15 protein-coding genes are annotated in these 15616 nt (G+C 72.3%); 2 read left to right on the top strand and 13 right to left on the bottom strand.

The annotated features are described in order from the left end of the window. The first annotated feature begins 61 nt into the window (after nt 1-61). The gene (locus HDA30_RS02490; RefSeq protein ID WP_184241015.1) at nt 62-1543 is read left to right on the top strand and encodes a malate:quinone oxidoreductase; all 1482 of its coding nucleotides are present in this window, start codon (nt 62-64) and stop codon (nt 1541-1543) included. A gap of 100 nt (nt 1544-1643) precedes the next feature. On the opposite strand, the gene HDA30_RS10645 is transcribed toward HDA30_RS02490, so the two are convergent. From HDA30_RS10645 to HDA30_RS02460, 6 genes are all read right to left on the bottom strand, one after another. Further along, nucleotides 1644-4676: an AAA family ATPase gene (locus tag HDA30_RS10645; RefSeq protein WP_184241014.1), complete on the bottom strand. Its 3033-nt coding sequence runs from the start codon at nt 4674-4676 to the stop codon at nt 1644-1646. Then, nucleotides 4673-5887 (bottom strand): exonuclease SbcCD subunit D, encoded by a 1215-nt coding sequence (locus tag HDA30_RS02480; protein ID WP_184241013.1) that lies wholly within the window; start codon nt 5885-5887, stop codon nt 4673-4675. Before HDA30_RS02480 ends, HDA30_RS10645 begins: the two co-directional genes overlap by 4 nt. 58 nt (nt 5888-5945) lie before the next feature. Further along, nucleotides 5946-6734 carry an SMI1/KNR4 family protein gene (locus HDA30_RS02475; RefSeq protein ID WP_184241012.1) on the bottom strand — a complete coding sequence of 263 codons (789 nt, stop codon included), beginning with the start codon at nt 6732-6734 and terminating at the stop codon, nt 5946-5948. 331 nt (nt 6735-7065) lie between these two features. Continuing rightward, nucleotides 7066-7227, bottom strand: coding sequence for a hypothetical protein (locus tag HDA30_RS02470; RefSeq protein ID WP_184241011.1), 162 nt, complete (start codon nt 7225-7227; stop codon nt 7066-7068). Between the two features lie 23 nt (nt 7228-7250). After that, a complete protein-coding gene (locus HDA30_RS02465; protein ID WP_184241010.1) occupies nt 7251-7823 on the bottom strand; it encodes a hypothetical protein in 573 nt (190 codons plus the stop codon). Nucleotides 7824-7902: 79 nt separating this feature from the next. Further along, nucleotides 7903-9087 carry a hypothetical protein gene (locus HDA30_RS02460; protein WP_184241009.1) on the bottom strand — a complete coding sequence of 395 codons (1185 nt, stop codon included), beginning with the start codon at nt 9085-9087 and terminating at the stop codon, nt 7903-7905. A 130-nt stretch (nt 9088-9217) separates the two neighbouring features. On the opposite strand from HDA30_RS02460, the gene HDA30_RS02455 reads away from it, so the two are divergent. Continuing rightward, nucleotides 9218-10228 (top strand): ADP-ribosylglycohydrolase family protein, encoded by a 1011-nt coding sequence (locus HDA30_RS02455; RefSeq protein WP_184241008.1) that lies wholly within the window; start codon nt 9218-9220, stop codon nt 10226-10228. 22 nt (nt 10229-10250) lie between these two features. Here the strand turns inward: HDA30_RS02455 and HDA30_RS02450 are convergent, their stop codons facing one another. Genes HDA30_RS02450 through clpS form a run of 7 tightly spaced genes read right to left on the bottom strand, consistent with a single transcriptional unit; the run spans nt 10251 to nt 15607 of the window. Beyond that, the gene (locus HDA30_RS02450; protein WP_343059274.1) at nt 10251-11405 is read right to left on the bottom strand and encodes an exonuclease domain-containing protein; all 1155 of its coding nucleotides are present in this window, start codon (nt 11403-11405) and stop codon (nt 10251-10253) included. Continuing rightward, nucleotides 11402-12088, bottom strand: a complete 687-nt coding sequence (locus HDA30_RS02445; protein WP_184241007.1) for a non-canonical purine NTP pyrophosphatase — start codon at nt 12086-12088, stop codon at nt 11402-11404. The genes HDA30_RS02450 and HDA30_RS02445 overlap by 4 nt, the downstream gene beginning before the upstream one ends. After that, nucleotides 12085-12855: a ribonuclease PH gene (gene rph / locus HDA30_RS02440; RefSeq protein ID WP_184241006.1), complete on the bottom strand. Its 771-nt coding sequence runs from the start codon at nt 12853-12855 to the stop codon at nt 12085-12087. Before rph ends, HDA30_RS02445 begins: the two co-directional genes overlap by 4 nt. 21 nt (nt 12856-12876) lie before the next feature. After that, entirely contained in the window at nt 12877-13692 is an 816-nt protein-coding gene (locus tag HDA30_RS02435; protein WP_184241005.1) for an MBL fold metallo-hydrolase, read from the bottom strand. After that, the gene (gene murI, locus HDA30_RS02430) at nt 13689-14612 is read right to left on the bottom strand and encodes a glutamate racemase (protein ID WP_425488381.1); all 924 of its coding nucleotides are present in this window, start codon (nt 14610-14612) and stop codon (nt 13689-13691) included. The genes HDA30_RS02435 and murI overlap by 4 nt, the downstream gene beginning before the upstream one ends. Beyond that, nucleotides 14609-15289: a DUF2017 family protein gene (locus HDA30_RS02425; RefSeq protein WP_184241004.1), complete on the bottom strand. Its 681-nt coding sequence runs from the start codon at nt 15287-15289 to the stop codon at nt 14609-14611. The genes murI and HDA30_RS02425 overlap by 4 nt, the downstream gene beginning before the upstream one ends. Nucleotides 15290-15295: 6 nt before the next feature. Continuing rightward, nucleotides 15296-15607, bottom strand: a complete 312-nt coding sequence (gene clpS / locus HDA30_RS02420; protein ID WP_221419035.1) for an ATP-dependent Clp protease adapter ClpS — start codon at nt 15605-15607, stop codon at nt 15296-15298. Nucleotides 15608-15616: the final 9 nt, after the last annotated feature.

The following is a 15616-nucleotide window of genomic DNA, read 5'->3' as shown; positions in this document are numbered from 1 at the left end:
CGCCACTGCCGCCCGTCGGGGACCCGCCGGGCACACACACTTCTTGCACGGAGGGTTCAACGTGACCACGCAGTCCACCGCCACGCACGACGTCGTCCTGATCGGCGGCGGCATCATGTCCGCCACCCTCGGCACCCTGCTGCAGAAGCTGGAGCCGAGCTGGTCGATCGCACTCTACGAGAACCTGGACCAGGCCGGCCTGGAGTCCTCGGACCCGTGGAACAACGCCGGCACCGGCCACGCGGCCTTGTGCGAGCTGAACTATGCGCCGCGGGGCGCGGACGGCACGGTCGACCCGACGAAGGCGCTGGGCATCAACGAGCAGTTCTGGGTCTCGCGGCAGTTCTGGTCCTCGCTGGTCAAGGACGGCACGCTCAAGGACCCGAAGTCGTTCATCAACCCGTTGCCGCACATGTCGTTCGTGTGGGGCGACGACCATGCGGACTACTTGGCCGCCCGCCACGAGGCGATGAAGCCGCATCCCCTGTTCGCGGACATGGAGCACACCGAGGACCCGGAGACGATCCGTGAGTGGGCCCCGCTGCTGATCGACGGACGCCACGACGGCCAGCGCCTCGCCGCGTCCCGGTTCACCTCGGGCACCGACGTGGACTTCGGCTCGCTGACCCGCCAGCTGGTGACCCACATGGCCGGCGCGGGCGTGGACGTGCGCTTCGGCCACAAGGTGACCGGCCTCGAACGTGGCGCGGACGGCCGCTGGGAGGTCTCGGTGAAGAACCGTGCCGCCGGCGAGTCCTTCACCGACCGCGCCCGCTTCGTGTTCATCGGCGCCGGCGGCGGTGCGCTGCACCTGCTGCAGGGCGCGGGCATCCCCGAGGCCAAGGGCTTCGGCGGATTCCCCGTCTCGGGCCAGTTCCTGCGGTGCACCGATGAGTCGGTCGTGAACCGGCACATGGCCAAGGTGTACGGTCAGGCGGCGGTGGGCGCGCCGCCGATGTCCGTGCCGCACCTGGACACCCGCTTCGTCGACGGCAAGCGCTCGCTGCTGTTCGGCCCGTATGCCGGGTTCTCCACGAACTTCCTGAAGACCGGCTCCTACCTGGATCTGCCGCTGTCGATCCGTCCGCACAACATCGTGCCGATGCTCGCGGTGGCGAAGGACAACATGGACCTGACGAAGTACCTGATCACCGAGGTGCTGAAGTCCCAGGAGAAGAAGGTCGCCTCGCTCACCGACTTCTACCCGGAGGCCGAGGGCGGCGACTGGGAGCTGATCACCGCCGGCCAGCGCGTCCAGGTGATGAAGAAGGACAAGAAGAAGGGCGGCGTGCTGCAGTTCGGCACCGAGCTGGTCACGCACGGCGACGGTTCGCTCGGCGCCCTGCTGGGTGCTTCCCCGGGCGCCTCCACGGCCGCGCCGATCATGTTCACCCTGCTGGCGCAGTGCTTCCCCGCGAAGATGGACTCGTGGCGGGGCCGTCTCGAGGAGCTTGTCCCCTCATATGGCCGCAAGCTCAACGAGGACCCTGCCCTGCTCGAGCAGGTGCGCGCCTCCACGGACTCGGCGCTGCAGCTGCGCTGAGCCGGCGACGACGGGCCTGGGGCGCCGGTCGCGTTGCAGTCCCCGACGATGATCGCGGGCCCCGACCACGTCTGTGGTCGGGGCCCGCGATCGTTGCGGGTCAGTCGCCGTCGTGGACGGCCATCGTGGAGCCGCGGCGGTCCTTGGTGACGGCCAGGCGGGTGGGGATGTCGTTCTTCATGCGCTCGACGTGGCTGACGAGCCCGACGGTGCGGCCTCCGGTGCGCAGGGAGTCGACGACGCCCATGACGACGTCGAGGGTCTCGGAGTCGAGGGAGCCGAAGCCCTCGTCGACGAACAGGGTGTCCAGCTCGATGCCCCCGGACTCGGCCTGCACGGTGTCCGCGAGGCCGAGGGCCAGGGCCAGGGACGCCATGAAGGTCTCCCCGCCGGAGAGCGTGGAGGGGTGGCGCACCTCGTCGACGTAGTGGTCGCGCACGACGATGTCGAGGCCCTTGTTGCCGCGTCCGGGGACCTGGTCTGAGTATTCAAGCGAGTAGCGCTGGTCGGTCATGCGTTGCAGGCGCTCGGTGGCCGCGGCGGTGACCTCCTCGAGCCGGCCGGCGAGCACATAGCTGGTCAGCGGCATTTTCAGCCGGTTCTCCCCCGCCCCGCGGACGAGCTCCAGCAGGCCGCCGACCCGGTTGTGCTCGGCGATGAGGTCAGCGGAGCGGTCGAGGACCTCACGCAGCCGGGCCGAGTGCCGGGCCACCTCGGCGACGAGTTCGGCTCGGGCGCCGACGGTGGCGCTGCGTTCGCGGACGTCGGCCTCGGTGGCCTCGACCCGGCGGGCGGCCTCGGCCAGCTGGTCGTCGTCCGGGGCGGCGGCGCCGTCCTCGCGGAGCCGGCGGCCGTCGGCGATGAGCGCGGTGGCGGCCAGTTCGGTCAGGGCGGCCTCTTCTCGGGCCCAGTCGGCGGCGGCCTTCTCCTTCGCGGCGGCGTCCTCGGGGTCGAGGCGGGCGGCGCGGGCCGCGTCGAGGCTCGTGAAGCTCTTCTCCGTCAGAGCGGCCGGCAGCGCCTGCTCGGCCTGGACGGCCGCGGCGGCGGTCGCCTCCCGCCGTTCGAGTGCCTCGTCGAGCGCTTCCAGCAGGGCCCGGGCGGCGGCGATGCCGTCACGGCGGGCCTGCAGGTCGCCGGTCGGGCCGGCGGCGTCCGCGACGGCCTGCTCGAGCTCGGCGATCCGCTCGGCGCGCTGGGCGGCCTGCTCATCCAGTCGGCCGTCCTCGGTCGCCAGTTCGGCCAGCCGCGCACCGGCCTGCTCGTGAGCGGTGCGCGTCTCGGTGAGTCGGCGCCGGGCGGCGGACAGCTCCTGTTCGAGGGCCGTCAGCTCCTGCACGGCCTGCTCGGCGGAGACGACGGCCGCGGCGGCCTCCTCGGGGCCCAGACCCCCGGCCGCTGTTCTGGCCTCCTGCAACCGGGACTGCGCGGCGGTGAGCTCGGCGGAGGCCGCCTCGAGGTCCGCCGATGCCTTGTTCAGCGCCTTCTCGGCACGCTGGACGGCGGCCTCGGTGACCTGCTGGTCAACGGGGTCGGCGGGGCGGGGGTGCTCGGCTGCGCCGCAGACGGGGCAGGGCTGGCCTTCCTCGAGCCGTGCGGCAAGTTCGGAGGCGGCCTGTTCGTAGCGCGAGCGCAGCAGGTCCAGGCGCTTTTGCTCGGCGGTGTCCCGGGCGGTGGCGGCCTTCCGGTGCGCCTGCTCGGCCGTCTGCACCTCGTCGGCGCGGGCCGCGGCGAGGTCGGCGGACCCACGCCGGGCGGTGGCCTCGGCGAGCCGGGCGTCCACGGCGTCCCGGGCGCCGAGCCGGGCGGTGTCGGCCTCGATCTGCTCCTGCAGGGCGGTGAGGGTCTCGGCATGGGCGGCCAGCTCGGCTTCGGCGGCCTTCCGATCGGTCGCGATCTGCTCGCCGCGCCGGGCGGCAGCGTCCTGCTGCTCCTGCAGTCGGTGGATGCGGGCACGGTCCTGCAGGGCGGCGGCGACGGCCTCGGCGGCCGAGGCCGCAGCGTCGAGGGCGCTGCGCACCGCCTTCCGCTCGTCCTGTTGGGCGGTGCGGGCCTCGGTGAGCCAGTCGGAGGCGGTGGCGTCCGCCTCGGCCTGCTCGTCGGCGGCGGTCGCCTGCTCGGCCGCTGTCTGCGCGACGCTCTGCGCTGATGCGGCGCGGTCGGCGGCGGCGACGACGGCCTCGGCCCGGCGGTGGGCCTCCACGGCGGCACGGTCGGCGGCGGCCGATTCGGCGCGCTGGGCGTGGTCGCTGTGCCGCGCGGCCCAGTCCGCGGCGGCCTGCAGGGCCTGCCCGGTGCGGCGCAGCTGATCGAGCTCGGTTCGGGCCACCGTCGAGGCGGCGGTCGCCTCGTCGCGGGCAACCTTGGCGGCGGCGAGGGCCGCGTCGGCGCGGGCGGCGGTGAGCGTGAGCAGCTCCTGCTCCGTCTCGGGGTGGGGGTCGGGTTCGTGCCAGTCCTCACCCAAGTGCTCGCGGGTCACGTCGCGCAGCTGGTCGCGGGCGTTGGCCGCGATCGTGGAGTCCGCGGCGACCTGCTTGCCGAGGCGGTCGTGTTCGGCCTTCACATGCGCCTCGACGCCGTCGAACCGCTGGGTGCCGAAGAGGCGACGCAGCAGGTCGCGCCGCTCATCGGACTTGGCCGTCAGGAACCGGGCGAACTGGCCCTGGGGCAGCATGACGACCTGCATGAACTGTTCGGCGTCCAGGTGCATGACGGAGGCGATCTGCTGGCCGACCTCGTCCGCCCGGGTGAGCGGGGCGCCCCACTGCCCGTGCACGTGCTCGCGCAGCGAGACCGCCGACTGCGTGGTCGTCAGCCCGTCCCCACGCTTCTTGCGCCGCTGGTGCTTGGGCGAGCGCACGGCCTCGAAGCGGCGGCCCTGCACCGTGAACTCCACGAGCACCTCGGGGACCACCGCGCCGGGATCGCGCAGCGTGGTCACGAGCGACTCGGGTGAGCGTCCGCCGGGAACGGTGCCGTACAGGGCGTAGCAGAGCGCGGTGAGGATGGTGGACTTGCCGGCGCCGGTGGGGCCGTCGAGCAGGAACAGGCCGGCGGCGTTGAGCGCGTCGAAGTCCACGTCCTGGGTGTCGGCGTAGGGGCCGATGCCGGTCAGGCGGATGCGGTGGATCCTCATGCCTGGGCCTCCTTGTCTCGGGCGGCGGTGAGGGCGGTCTCCAGCAGGGCGGTCTCCTGCTCGGTGGCGGCGCGCTCGCGCACGTGGTGCACGAAGCCGGTGGTCAGGTCCAGGTCCGACGGGGCGTCGCGGAGGGCCTGGGCGTAGGTCTTCTGCCGTTCTTGCCGGCCCCCGGCCGGCTCGTGGCGGAACACGAGCACGTGCGGGAAACGGGTGCGCAGGCGTTCGAGGGCCTTCTCAGGGCGCTCGTCGTCCGTGACGGTCACCTGGACCCAGCGGTCCTCCGCCCAGGCGTGCTCGGCGGACTCGAGCAGTTCGGCGATCGGGCCGGCGAGCACGGCCAGCTGACGTCCCCCGGGCCAGTCGACCTCCTCGACCCGCGTGACGGCGCCGCCGTCGACGTGGACGAGCCAGCCGCCCTTGTCCTGACGCCATTCGCCGAAGGAGTACGGCAGCGGGGAGCCGGAGTAGCGGACGTGTTCGGCCATCCGCTGGCGGCCGTGCAGGTGGCCGAGCGCGACGTAGTCGAGCCCGTCGAATACGCTCACGGGCACCTGCCCGAGCGTGCCGACCAGGGCCTCGGGGTCCTCGGCCTCGCAGTCGAGGTGCCGGCCTTCGCCGATGTCCCGCTCCCCCTCGCTCCCGTGCCCGCCGGCGGCGAAGAGGTGGGCGAGGACGACGGCGGCGAGCGGCCGCCCGTCGGAGTCGTCGCCTCGGGCGGTGAGATCCTCGCGGATGCGGCGCACGGCCTCGCGCATCACCGGCGTGTGGTGCGGCTCCACGCCCCAGGCCTGCCCCAGGTGACGCGGTTCGAGGTAGGGGATGCCGTAGACGGCGGCGCGTTCCCCGTCCCGCCCTTCGAGCAGGATCGGTTCGGCGAGACGCTCGGGGTCGGTGCGCACGTGCACGCCGGAGGCGGCCATGAGGGGTCCGCCGAAGCCGAGCCGGACGGCCGAGTCGTGGTTGCCGCTGGTCATGACCACCTGGGCGCCGGCCGCGTGGATCGCCGCGAGAGTCTGGTCCAGCAGGCGGACGGCATCGGCCGGGGGCAGGGCCCGGTCGTAGACGTCGCCGGCCAGCAGCACGGCGTCCACACCGCGCTCGCGCACGGTGGACACCAGTTGGTCCAGCACGGCGCGCTGCGATTCGAGCAGGCCGGTGCCGTGGAAGGAGCGTCCGAGGTGCCAGTCCGAAGTGTGGAGCAGGATCATGCCGCTCACGCTAGCGGCCCGCGCCGAGACGATAGAGCCGGCCTGGGGACGGCACCGGTCAGGGCTCGAGGTCGTCGACGTGGTCCTGCAGCCAGGCCCGGAAGTCGGGGTGGGTCAGGCGCGCCTGCCCGTCGTCGTACTCGAGGATCTGCCCGACGCGGCCTGCGGGCCCTGGGGCGCAGTCGAGGATCACGAACGCGCCGGTGCCGTGGTCGTAGATCGGCAGCCAGCCGCGAACGAACCCACCGGGGGCGACGCGGCCGGACCCGTCGTCGTTGACGAAGCGGGCCCGCTCGGACTCGGGGTCGTCGGCGTCCTCGATCTGCTCCTCGAAGTAGCCGAGCAGCTCGCGGGCGTCGGCCGCCGCTTCGTGCGCGCCGGCGAACTCCCGGTCCGTGCTGCCGTTGGCGCGGTCGAGGAAGGCTCGGTAGTCGGCGGGCAGGGCGGCGCCCAGGAACGCTTCGAGCCGGTCGGCCTGCTTCTGCGTGACGGGGCGGCGCCACTCGAGGTCCTCGTGCTCGACGAGGGCGTCGAGCAGGTCCTCCAGCGCGCGGGCCGAGCGAGGCGCCGCGTCGCCGTCCGGCTCGGTCCCCGGCTCCGCGTCAGCGTGGGCGGTACCGGGTGTGCGGGGCGGCACGGACAGGGCGGCCCTGCGAAGCCGGGTGAGCGCGGCCATGAAGCCGGGCGGGAAGACGGTGGCGTTCTGCGGCGCGGGATCGGCCTGCGGCGCCGTCAGGCCGAGATCTGCCCGGCGGTCGACGAGGGCTTGGTCGAGCGACCGGTCGATGGCGGCGCGCTGCTCGGCGGTGACGTCCGGGTCCAGACGTGCCGCCCAGGCGCCGGGCACCGCATCCGGCATGCCGTCGGGGCGGGCGTCGGTGACGACGCTCGCGAGCTCTGCCGGGAGTGCGGCGTTGTACAGGCTCGCGTACCCGGTGAGCCCGGCCTGCTCAGCGGCCTACTGGGCAGCGGGCAGACGGGCCCAGGCGTCGGCCGACGACGCGTCGGCGGCGAAACCGTGGGCGAGGGCCCCTCAGCGGTCCTGGACGTCCTCCCAGTCGGCCCGGACGACGGCATCGAACCAGGCGGCGTGGGCGGAGGCGAGGCTGTTGCCGGGGGTGCTGGTGGAGTCGGTCGAGGTCATGTGCGTCCTTCCGGTCGGGTAGGGGTGCTGGGGATCAGCCGGTGACGAAGCCCGTGAACTCCACTGGCAGGTCCACCCGCTCATCCGGCACGGGCACCGGCTGCTCCACGGGCAACCCCAGCCGGGCCCGCACCATCCGCGCCGCCCACTCGATCTCCGCCGCCAGGAACTGATCCGACCAGCCATGCGCATTCATCCACGAAGTCCGCGCCGCCACAATCAACCACCCCAGACGGTCCAACACCATGCGCAACGACGACACGAACTCCGAAGATTTGAGCCAAAAGTGCCCCCCAGCTCTTCTGGGGAACCCCACCACTCGATCTCCTCCGGCTCCCGCCATGAAACCGGCGAGGAGATATAGAAGTCCACGCGAGGAATGTCGTACTCCTCCGCCGGCTCCGACCCCGCCGGCACGTCGAACACCTCGGCCCACCCCGTGAGCCCGACCCGCTCAGCACACCACCGATTCACCGCACGACGAGACTCCATCTTCGTCGACCGCGCCGGCTTCACAGCCTCCTCCACCAGCAGATCGCCACGGAACAACGGCACCAACGCCTCCCGCTCCCCCATCAATGCCATCAACAGAACGAACTGAAAATGCGTATTCGAGAACTTGTTGTCGCCCAGCTCCGGGCCCGGCCGACGCCCCAGGAACTTCTTCGCCCCCTTCGGCAGATCCTTGGACATCCGCCGCGGGAAACCCGCCCACTCACGCTTCGCCGCGAGCAGCAGCTCATCACATACAGGCGAACTATGCTTATAGATGGGATACACTTTTACCTTCAACAATTGATTCGCGAAACCATGTCGACTCGGGATTGTTCATCCATAAATTCTAGGTTCTGCGCCCGGTCGTAGTCGAACTTCATGCGATGCACTTTAGCCTGCGCACCGACAGGCCTATTTTCCGAACGCTCGACCCATTGGAGGTTGTCCGAGGCGTCCTCGCCTCCGAACTGCAAATCTCGAACATGGTCCAGGTCGTACCCACGCATAGCCGCACGCACGGCATTCTCCTGCTTATACGGTGGCAATCCCCCCCCAGGTTGTGGCGCGCGCGGTGCGTACTTCCCTTGTCCTTCCGGACTTCCGCTTCGAGCTCCTTGTGGACCTTTTCGCGCATCGCATCGCTTAGCACAGGACCTTCGGAGGCATCCTTGGAGAGGATGCTGTGTGGATTCATGAATTTGGAACGCTTCTGCCGCCGAGCCGCGGTCTCCGTGAACCCGAGGCCCTTCTTGGACTGCTTGATCTCCGCGCCGCCCGTGCTGGTCACCTTGTCGCCCCCGAGGGCCATGGTCCGCAGCTGGTCGACCTTGAGGGCGAAATGGTCCAGAGTCTCCTGCTTCCGCTTAGCGTCCTTGTTCTTCCAAGCACGGTTGGTATTTCGCCATCTCTTGCTCGGCCGGAACACCATGTGACCCCGCCCTTCTGGAGGCAGCCCATGGCGCTGCGCTCCCCCACCCCGGGATGACGCGCGCCCCTCGTGGACAGCGTTGAACATGATCTCTCCCATCGAAGGGCCACGGACAGCGCCGTACATGCCTCCCCCGGGGGTGGCGACAGCAAACGCAGGGGCACCGGGCGTCCAGTCGGAGAAGTCGCGCAGGAACTGTGCTCCGGCCGCCCTATAGTTGAACTGAGTAACGTTCTCCCACGTCGACCCTGGTCGACCCACACCCATCCGGTGGTATGTGAAGGCCTCGGTCTTGGCCCGAAGAGTGGAGGTGAACTCGAATTTTCGGTCGCTCAGTCCGCGGCCGAAATCTTGGGCCTTGAACTTCGCCGGGTTCTCCTGCCACATCTCGACGTTCAGGGCGGCCTTTCCGACCTCCACCAAGCGCTCGCGAGACTCCCGGCGCCGCTCCTCGCCGGCGATCAGGCCGACGACCGGGGTCGCCCACGGCGTCTCGCCAGCGCCCGAAGCAGAGTTGAGTTGCTCGCCAGTCAGCACCACGGACCATGCGCAGCCGCCCTCAAGCATCCGCTGCCCTCCTCCACAACACGTCAGCATGCCGCTGTTCACGAACCCGCGCTGCAGAGTCAGCACGGCGTTCGATCACGGGGCATCGCCTCCGCTCACGGCACCGATGACGTGGCCGGTGATCCAACTCACCGGCGGCCCTGCATGGCTCCTCTCACGTGCCACGCGGGCCCGACGCTCCTTCTACTATGTCCGCATGACCACCCAGCCTCAGCCCGCCGCCGTCCTGCCCGACTACGCCTCGCGCGTCCTCGCCGTGCTCGCCGCCGGCGCCGTCGGCGACGCGGCCAGCGGGCGCGCCGCCGCCGGGCAGGACGCTCTGGGCGTCGCCGCCAACACCCAGCTCGCCCTGTACGTGGCCGACGGCCTGCTCGAGTGGATCGAATGGCAGAACGAGGGGCAAATGGCCGACGCCGCCGCGTGCGTGTGGCTCGCCTGCCTGCGCTGGCACCGCACCCAGACCGGGCACCTGCCCGAGTCCGCCCCGCCCGCGCCCTCACGCTGGATCGACGAACGCCCCGAGCTGCACCACCGCCGCTCCCCCGACCCCGCATGCCTGACCGGCCTCGCGGACCCCGGCATGGGCGTGCCCACCGACCCCAAGAACCCCGACGCCGCCGGTTGCGGCGCGCTCGTGCGGTCGGCCCCCTACGGGCTGATCCCGTCGCTGCCGGACACCCACGTCGCCTCGTTCGCCCGCCAGGGCGCCGTCCTCACCCACGGGCACCCCGCCCCGTGGACCGCCTCGGCCGCATTCGCGCTCATGATCGCCTCGGCCATGACCGGCGCATCCCTCGCCGACGCCGTCGCACACGGACAGTCATGGCTCCGGGACCAGGCCGAGGCCCCGGCCGACGCCGTCGAGGCCCCCGCGACGGCGTCTCTCGCGGCCGCCGTCGACGCCGCCCTCGCCGCCGAACGCGCCCACCCCTCGGACCCGGCGGCCGCGCTGACACGGGCAGTGCGCACCCTGTCGGAGAACGCCGAGGACTCCGCATCCGCCGACTCCCCGGCCCCCGGCTCCACGGCCCCCACCGCCGCCCTCGCCGCGCAGCTGCTCGGCGCGGTGCACGGCATGGCCGTGCTCGGCGCGGAGCCCGGCACGAGCGGCGGCGTCGACGAGCTGTCCGGCCACGTACCGGGATGGCTGGCCGAGCGGGACGTCGTGATCGAGGCCGCCCGGCGCTGGGTCGCCGCCACCAGCTGAGCCCACCGACGCGGCCGCCCCCTTACAGGCCCTGCGCCGGCCAGTTGGCCCCGAGCATCTGCAGGAACTCCGGCTCAGCGACGAACGCGATGCGCTGGCCCCGATCCCGCCGGGCGATCGCCTCGCGCACCTTCCGGTGCCCCAGCGCGGGCGACGCCTCCGCCGCCGTCGACCCGGCCGCGGCACCCGTCGGCCCGGCCGCCGCTTCGAGGTCCTCGGCGCGGAAGCCGTCGCCGACGACGACCATGCTGGTCTGCCCCGTCACCCGGCTGGCCGGCTGCGCACCGAACTCCGCCGCCCGGTTCTTCGCGTCCTGGCGGGACATGCCGATGCCGCCGGTGAACACCACCGTGTGCCCGAACAGCGGATGATGCACGTCCGCGGCCCGATTGGCCGGCGGGTTCGTGCCCTCGTGGGGCCAGCGCATGAAGTCCCGCATCGCGTCCGTCGTGCGCAGCGGCACGCGCGAATCGAACAGCCCGGCCATGCCGCGGGCCTGGCGCGTGGGCCGGGACTCCTCGCCGCCCGCCCGCTCCCGGGCGCTCAGGTGCCCGAGCCCGATGCCGTGCCGAGCCAGCACCGCGGCCACGTCGAGGCCCACCGCACCCGGCGCGGCGCCGCCAGCTGATTCACCGGCGCCCTCGTGCAGCGCCCGGCGCGCGACGTCGATCAGGATCGCGGCGCACGCCCGCGCGTCGGCGAGCGCATCGTGGTGGTCCACCAGCGTGTGCCCGGCCTCGGCCGCGGCCGAGGGCAGCGCGTAGCTGGCCAGGTTGTAGGCGCGGCGGGCCAGGGTCAGGGTGCACGCATAGTCCAGCGCGGGCACGTCCCGGTCGGAGACCTCGAGCGCCGACTCGATCACCCCGACGTCGAAGCCCGCGTTGTGCGCGGCCAGCACGTCGTCGCCCAGGAACGCGGCCAGTTCGTCGAACACCGGCCCGAAACGCGGTGCCTCGGCCACGTCCTCGGCGGCGATGCCGTGGATGCGCTGGTTCCGTGGGTCGAACCGGTCGAAGCCGGCCGGCGGGCGCATCAGCCACAGCCGACCCTGGACCATCCGGCCGTCTCGCACCCGCACCGCCCCGACGGCACACGGTGAGCCGCGGAAGCCGTTGGCCGTCTCGAAGTCGATCGCCGTGAAGTCCAGGCCCGGCACCGGCCGGGCGTCGGCGCTCACGCGTCCCGGAGCGCGGCCACCAGGTGGGGCAGCAGCGCCCGGAACGCCTGGCCGCGGTGGCTGATCGCGTTCTTCTGCTCGGCGCTCAGCTGCGCGGTGGAGACGTCCATGCCCGCCGGCCGCAGGATCGGGTCATAGCCGAAGCCGCCGTCGCCCACCGGCTCGCGCAACAGGGTGCCGCGCAGCTCACCCCGCTCGGCGTGCTCCTGCGCAATCGTCCGGCGGCCGTCCGCGTCGGCCTGACCCGGCACCGCGAGCGCGGCAACGCACACGAACGCGGCGCCGCGGTGCTTGTCGGGCACGTCGGCCAGCTGGTCCAGCAGCAGGCGCAGGTTCGCCGCGTCGTCACCGTGCCGGCCCGACCAGCGGGCCGAGAAGATCCCGGGCGCGCCACCGAGCACGTCGACGGCCAGGCCCGAATCGTCTGCGACGGCGATCAGGCCGGTGTGCTCGGCCACGGCGCGGGCCTTCTTCGCGGCGTTCGCCTCGAAGCTCACACCGTCCTCGACGACGTCCGGGGCGCCGACCGCGCCCGCGTCGACCACGGCCGTCTCCACGTCCAGTTCCGGCAGGGCCTCGGCGAGCATGGCGCGCAGCTCGGCGACCTTGCCCCGGTTGTGCGTGGCCAGGACGATTCGGGCGCCGGCCGGGGCCATCTGCGGGGCGCTCTGCACGCCGCTCATGCGCGAGCCTGCCGCAGCGCCTCGGCCTGCCGCTGTGCCAGCCGCGCGGTGCCACCGACGGCCAGATCCAGCAGCGCGTCCAGCTCAGCACGGCGGAACGGGGCACCCTCGGCGGTGCCCTGCACCTCCACGAAGTCGCCCGAGCCGGTGACCACCACGTTCATGTCCGTCTCGGCCTTCACGTCCTCGACGTAGGGCAGGTCCAGCACCGGGGCGCCGTCGACGATGCCGACCGAGATCGCCGACACCGAGTCCTTGAGCACGGCGGCGTCGCGGCGCACGTGCCCCTGCTCGACGGCCCAGTCCAGGGCGCGGGCCAGCGCGATGTAGGCGCCCGTGATCGCGGCGGTGCGGGTGCCGCCGTCGGCGTCGAGCACATCGCAGTCCAGCACGATCGTGTTCTCGCCGAGCGCGTCCATGTCGATCACGGCGCGCAGGCTGCGGCCGATCAGCCGGGAGATCTCATGGGTGCGGCCGCCGATCTTGCCCTTGACGGACTCGCGCTGGCTGCGCTCGTTCGTGGCGCGCGGCAGCATCGCGTACTCGGCGGTCACCCAGCCGGTGCCCTGGCCCTTGAGCCAGCGCGGCACGCCCTCGGTGAACGACGCGGTGCACAGCACGCGCGTGTTGCCGAACTCGATCAGGGCCGAGCCCTCCGCCTGCTTCGAGAAGCCCGGGGTGATGTGCACCGGCCGCAGCTCGTCGGCGGCGCGGCCGTCCGGGCGGGCGGCGGGGGTCTGTGCGGTGGCGGGGGTCTGCTCAGTCATGCCGCCCAGTCTAGGCCGGGCTCAGACGCGATAGCTCATGCCGGAGACCGCGACGGTCAGCGGCCCCTCGTAGGCGCGGCGGGCCTCGGCGACAGCCGTCTGCGCGTCGTTCCACACCGGCAGGTGGGTCAGCAGCAGCTTCTTCGCGCCGGCCTGCGCGGCCATCTGTCCGGCGCGGAACCCGGTCAGGTGCACACCCTCGATGTGATCGTCGCGGCCCTCATGGAACGCGGCCTCGCACAGGAACAGGTCGGCGTCGCGGGCGGCCTCGACGAGCCCGTCGCAAGAATCCGTGTCCCCGGAGTACGTGAGCACGCGGGTCCTCTCGTGGCCGTCCTCGTCGGTCTCCTCGACCTCGATGCGCAGAGCGTAGGCCTCGTCGATCGGGTGGCGCACCGGCACCGGGGTGATCCGGAACGGGCCGACCGTCATCGGCTCGTGCGGGGACCACGTCTGGAACTCGAAGTCCTCGCGCATGCCCGGCTCGGGGTCCATGCCGTAGGCGACCGCGATCCGCTCGGCGGTGCCCGACGGGCCGAGCACCGGCACACGGCCGGCGTGCCAGCCCGCAGGGTTCCAGCGGATCGCCACGTGCATGCCGCACAGGTCCATGAAGTGGTCCGGGTGCAGGTGCGACAGGGCGATGGCGTCGAGGTCCTCGAGCAGGATGTACCGCTGCAGGGTGCCCAGCGAGCCGTTGCCCATGTCCAGCAGGATGCGCCACGTCTTGGGCGTCACGCCATCCGCGGCGACCGACTCGGCCGTCAGCAGGTAGCAGGAGGCCGGCGATCCCGGCCCCGGGAAGGAACCGCTGGACCCGATGATCGTCAGCTTCATGCGGCGCCCCCGTCTGGGTCGTCGTGGTCGACCGACCGGGCGGGCAGGTGGGCGACCGCACCGACCTCGGGGCCGAGGAACCGGCGGGCCAGCGCCTGGAACTGCTCCGGGTCGCCCGTCGCCATGAACCGGTGCTCGACCGGCGCCGTCGACGCGGTCGACGCGGTGGCCCGGGGGTGCTGCAGCCGGTGCCGCACGAGGGCCCGGTAGAGGTCCTTCGCCGTCTCCTCGGCCGAGGAGACCAGCGTGACGTCCTCGCCCATCACGAGCGAGAGCGCGCCGGTCAGCAACGGGTAGTGCGTGCAGCCGAGCACGAGCGTGTCGACACCGGCGTCCTTGAGCGGAGCGACGTACCGCTCGGCGGCGGTGAGCAGCTCCTCGCCCGTGGTCACTCCCGACTCGACGAACGGCACGAACGCCGGGCACGCCGCCGAGGTGATCTGCAGGTGGGGTGCGGCCGAGAACGAGTCCTCATAGGCGCGCGAGCCCACGGTCGCCTCGGTGCCGATCACACCGATCCGGCCGTTCCGCGTGGCCGAGACCGCCCGGCGCACGGCCGGCTGGATCACCTCGACCACCGGGATGCCGAGCCGACCGGTGTAGCGCTCTCGGGCGTCGCGCAGCACGGCGGCCGACGCCGAGTTGCAGGCGATGACCAGCGCCTTCACCCCGGCTGCGACGAGCTCGTCCATGATCTGCAGGGCCAGGGCGCGCACCTGTGCGATCGGGCGCGGCCCGTAGGGCGAGTGCGCGGTGTCCCCGACGTAGTGCAGGGATTCATCGGGCAGCTGGTCCATGATCGCCCGCGCCACCGTCAGCCCGCCCACACCCGAGTCGAAGATGCCGATCGGCGCGGCCGGGTCCATCGTGGGGCTCTGGCCCGACGCGCCGGTCGTTCTCTGCTGGTCCGTCGTGCTCATGCGTCCTCGTCCCCGCCGTCGTCGGCGGCCTCGCTCCCGACGGTCTCGTCCCGGCCGTCTTCGGGCAGACCCAGCAGCATCTGCGAGGTCAGGGTCTCCAGGAACCACGTCGTGAAGTTGTACAGCAGCGCCATCGTGGACTCGGGGTCCGTGGCCATCCGCCAGTCGTCGACCGCGTGCACCTGCGCCGCGCTCTGCGGGTCGTCGACGCCCAGGCGTGCCGCCAACACGAGCCGCACGTCGTTCAGGGCCCGGCTGAAGTGCACCGCCTGGTCCTCGTCGAGGGTGACGGTCGTGGACTGCAGGGCGGCCAGGGCGCGCTGGGCGTCCTCGGTCTTCGCCCGGATCACGGCGTCCTCGGCAAGCACGCGGTGCTGCGCCGCCTCAGCCTCGTCGGTGTGCGCCGCCGGAAGCAGCCGGGCCAGCGCCGCGTCGCTCGGAGCGGCACGGCCCGCGTCGGACTCGGCCAGGCTCAGCCCGTCCACCAGGTCCCAGAACGGGTCGGTGTCCACGGACCGGTCGGTGTCACCGGCGTCGTCGTGCTGCGGGGCGACGTCATCGGCGCGCCCCTGCAGCAGGGTGATGACGTCGCGGAACAGCCCGCGCAGCAGTCGCGCCTCCGGCTTCTCGAGCTCGGCGACGTAACCGCGTCGGGTCAGGGTGAAGGCCTGGGCCATGAGTGCTCAGTCACCGTCCTGTTCCAGGGTCGCCCACAGCCCGTAGCCGTGCAGGGCGCTCACATGCCGCTCGGCCTCCTCCCGGCCGGCCTCGGCCACCACGGCCCGGCCGTTCTCGTGCACCTGGAGCATCAGCGAATGCGCCTTCGCCGCCGAGTAGCCGAAGTGGCTGCGGAACACGTAAGCGACGTAGCTCATGAGGTTCACGGGGTCGTCCCACACCACGACGCGGTGCCGGCCCAGCCCCTGGGCCGCATCCGCGGGACGCTCGAGCAGGGCGGTCCCCGTGCCGTCGCTCCGCGAGTCCGTCATAGCCATGGCGGCCAG

Source organism: Micrococcus cohnii (assembly GCF_014205175.1).
In the GTDB taxonomy this organism is placed as follows: Bacteria; Actinomycetota; Actinomycetes; order Actinomycetales; family Micrococcaceae; genus Micrococcus; species Micrococcus cohnii.
This window is presented reverse-complemented; position numbering and strand designations above follow the sequence as displayed.

What these genes read in the sequence shown, in the direction of transcription:
- HDA30_RS10645 (WP_184241014.1), bottom strand. Translation starts at nt 4,676, where the DNA reads ATGAGGATCCACCGCATCCGCCTGACCGGCATCGGCCCCTACGCCGAC.
- HDA30_RS02480 (WP_184241013.1), bottom strand. Translation starts at nt 5,887, where the DNA reads ATGATCCTGCTCCACACTTCGGACTGGCACCTCGGACGCTCCTTCCAC.
- HDA30_RS02470 (WP_184241011.1), bottom strand. Translation starts at nt 7,227, where the DNA reads ATGAATGCGCATGGCTGGTCGGATCAGTTCCTGGCGGCGGAGATCGAG.
- HDA30_RS02455 (WP_184241008.1), top strand. Translation starts at nt 9,218, where the DNA reads ATGACCACCCAGCCTCAGCCCGCCGCCGTCCTGCCCGACTACGCCTCG.
- HDA30_RS02445 (WP_184241007.1), bottom strand. Translation starts at nt 12,088, where the DNA reads ATGAGCGGCGTGCAGAGCGCCCCGCAGATGGCCCCGGCCGGCGCCCGA.
- rph (WP_184241006.1), bottom strand. Translation starts at nt 12,855, where the DNA reads ATGACTGAGCAGACCCCCGCCACCGCACAGACCCCCGCCGCCCGCCCG.
- HDA30_RS02435 (WP_184241005.1), bottom strand. Translation starts at nt 13,692, where the DNA reads ATGAAGCTGACGATCATCGGGTCCAGCGGTTCCTTCCCGGGGCCGGGA.
- murI (WP_425488381.1), bottom strand. Translation starts at nt 14,612, where the DNA reads ATGAGCACGACGGACCAGCAGAGAACGACCGGCGCGTCGGGCCAGAGC.
- HDA30_RS02425 (WP_184241004.1), bottom strand. Translation starts at nt 15,289, where the DNA reads ATGGCCCAGGCCTTCACCCTGACCCGACGCGGTTACGTCGCCGAGCTC.
- clpS (WP_221419035.1), bottom strand. Translation starts at nt 15,607, where the DNA reads ATGGCTATGACGGACTCGCGGAGCGACGGCACGGGGACCGCCCTGCTC.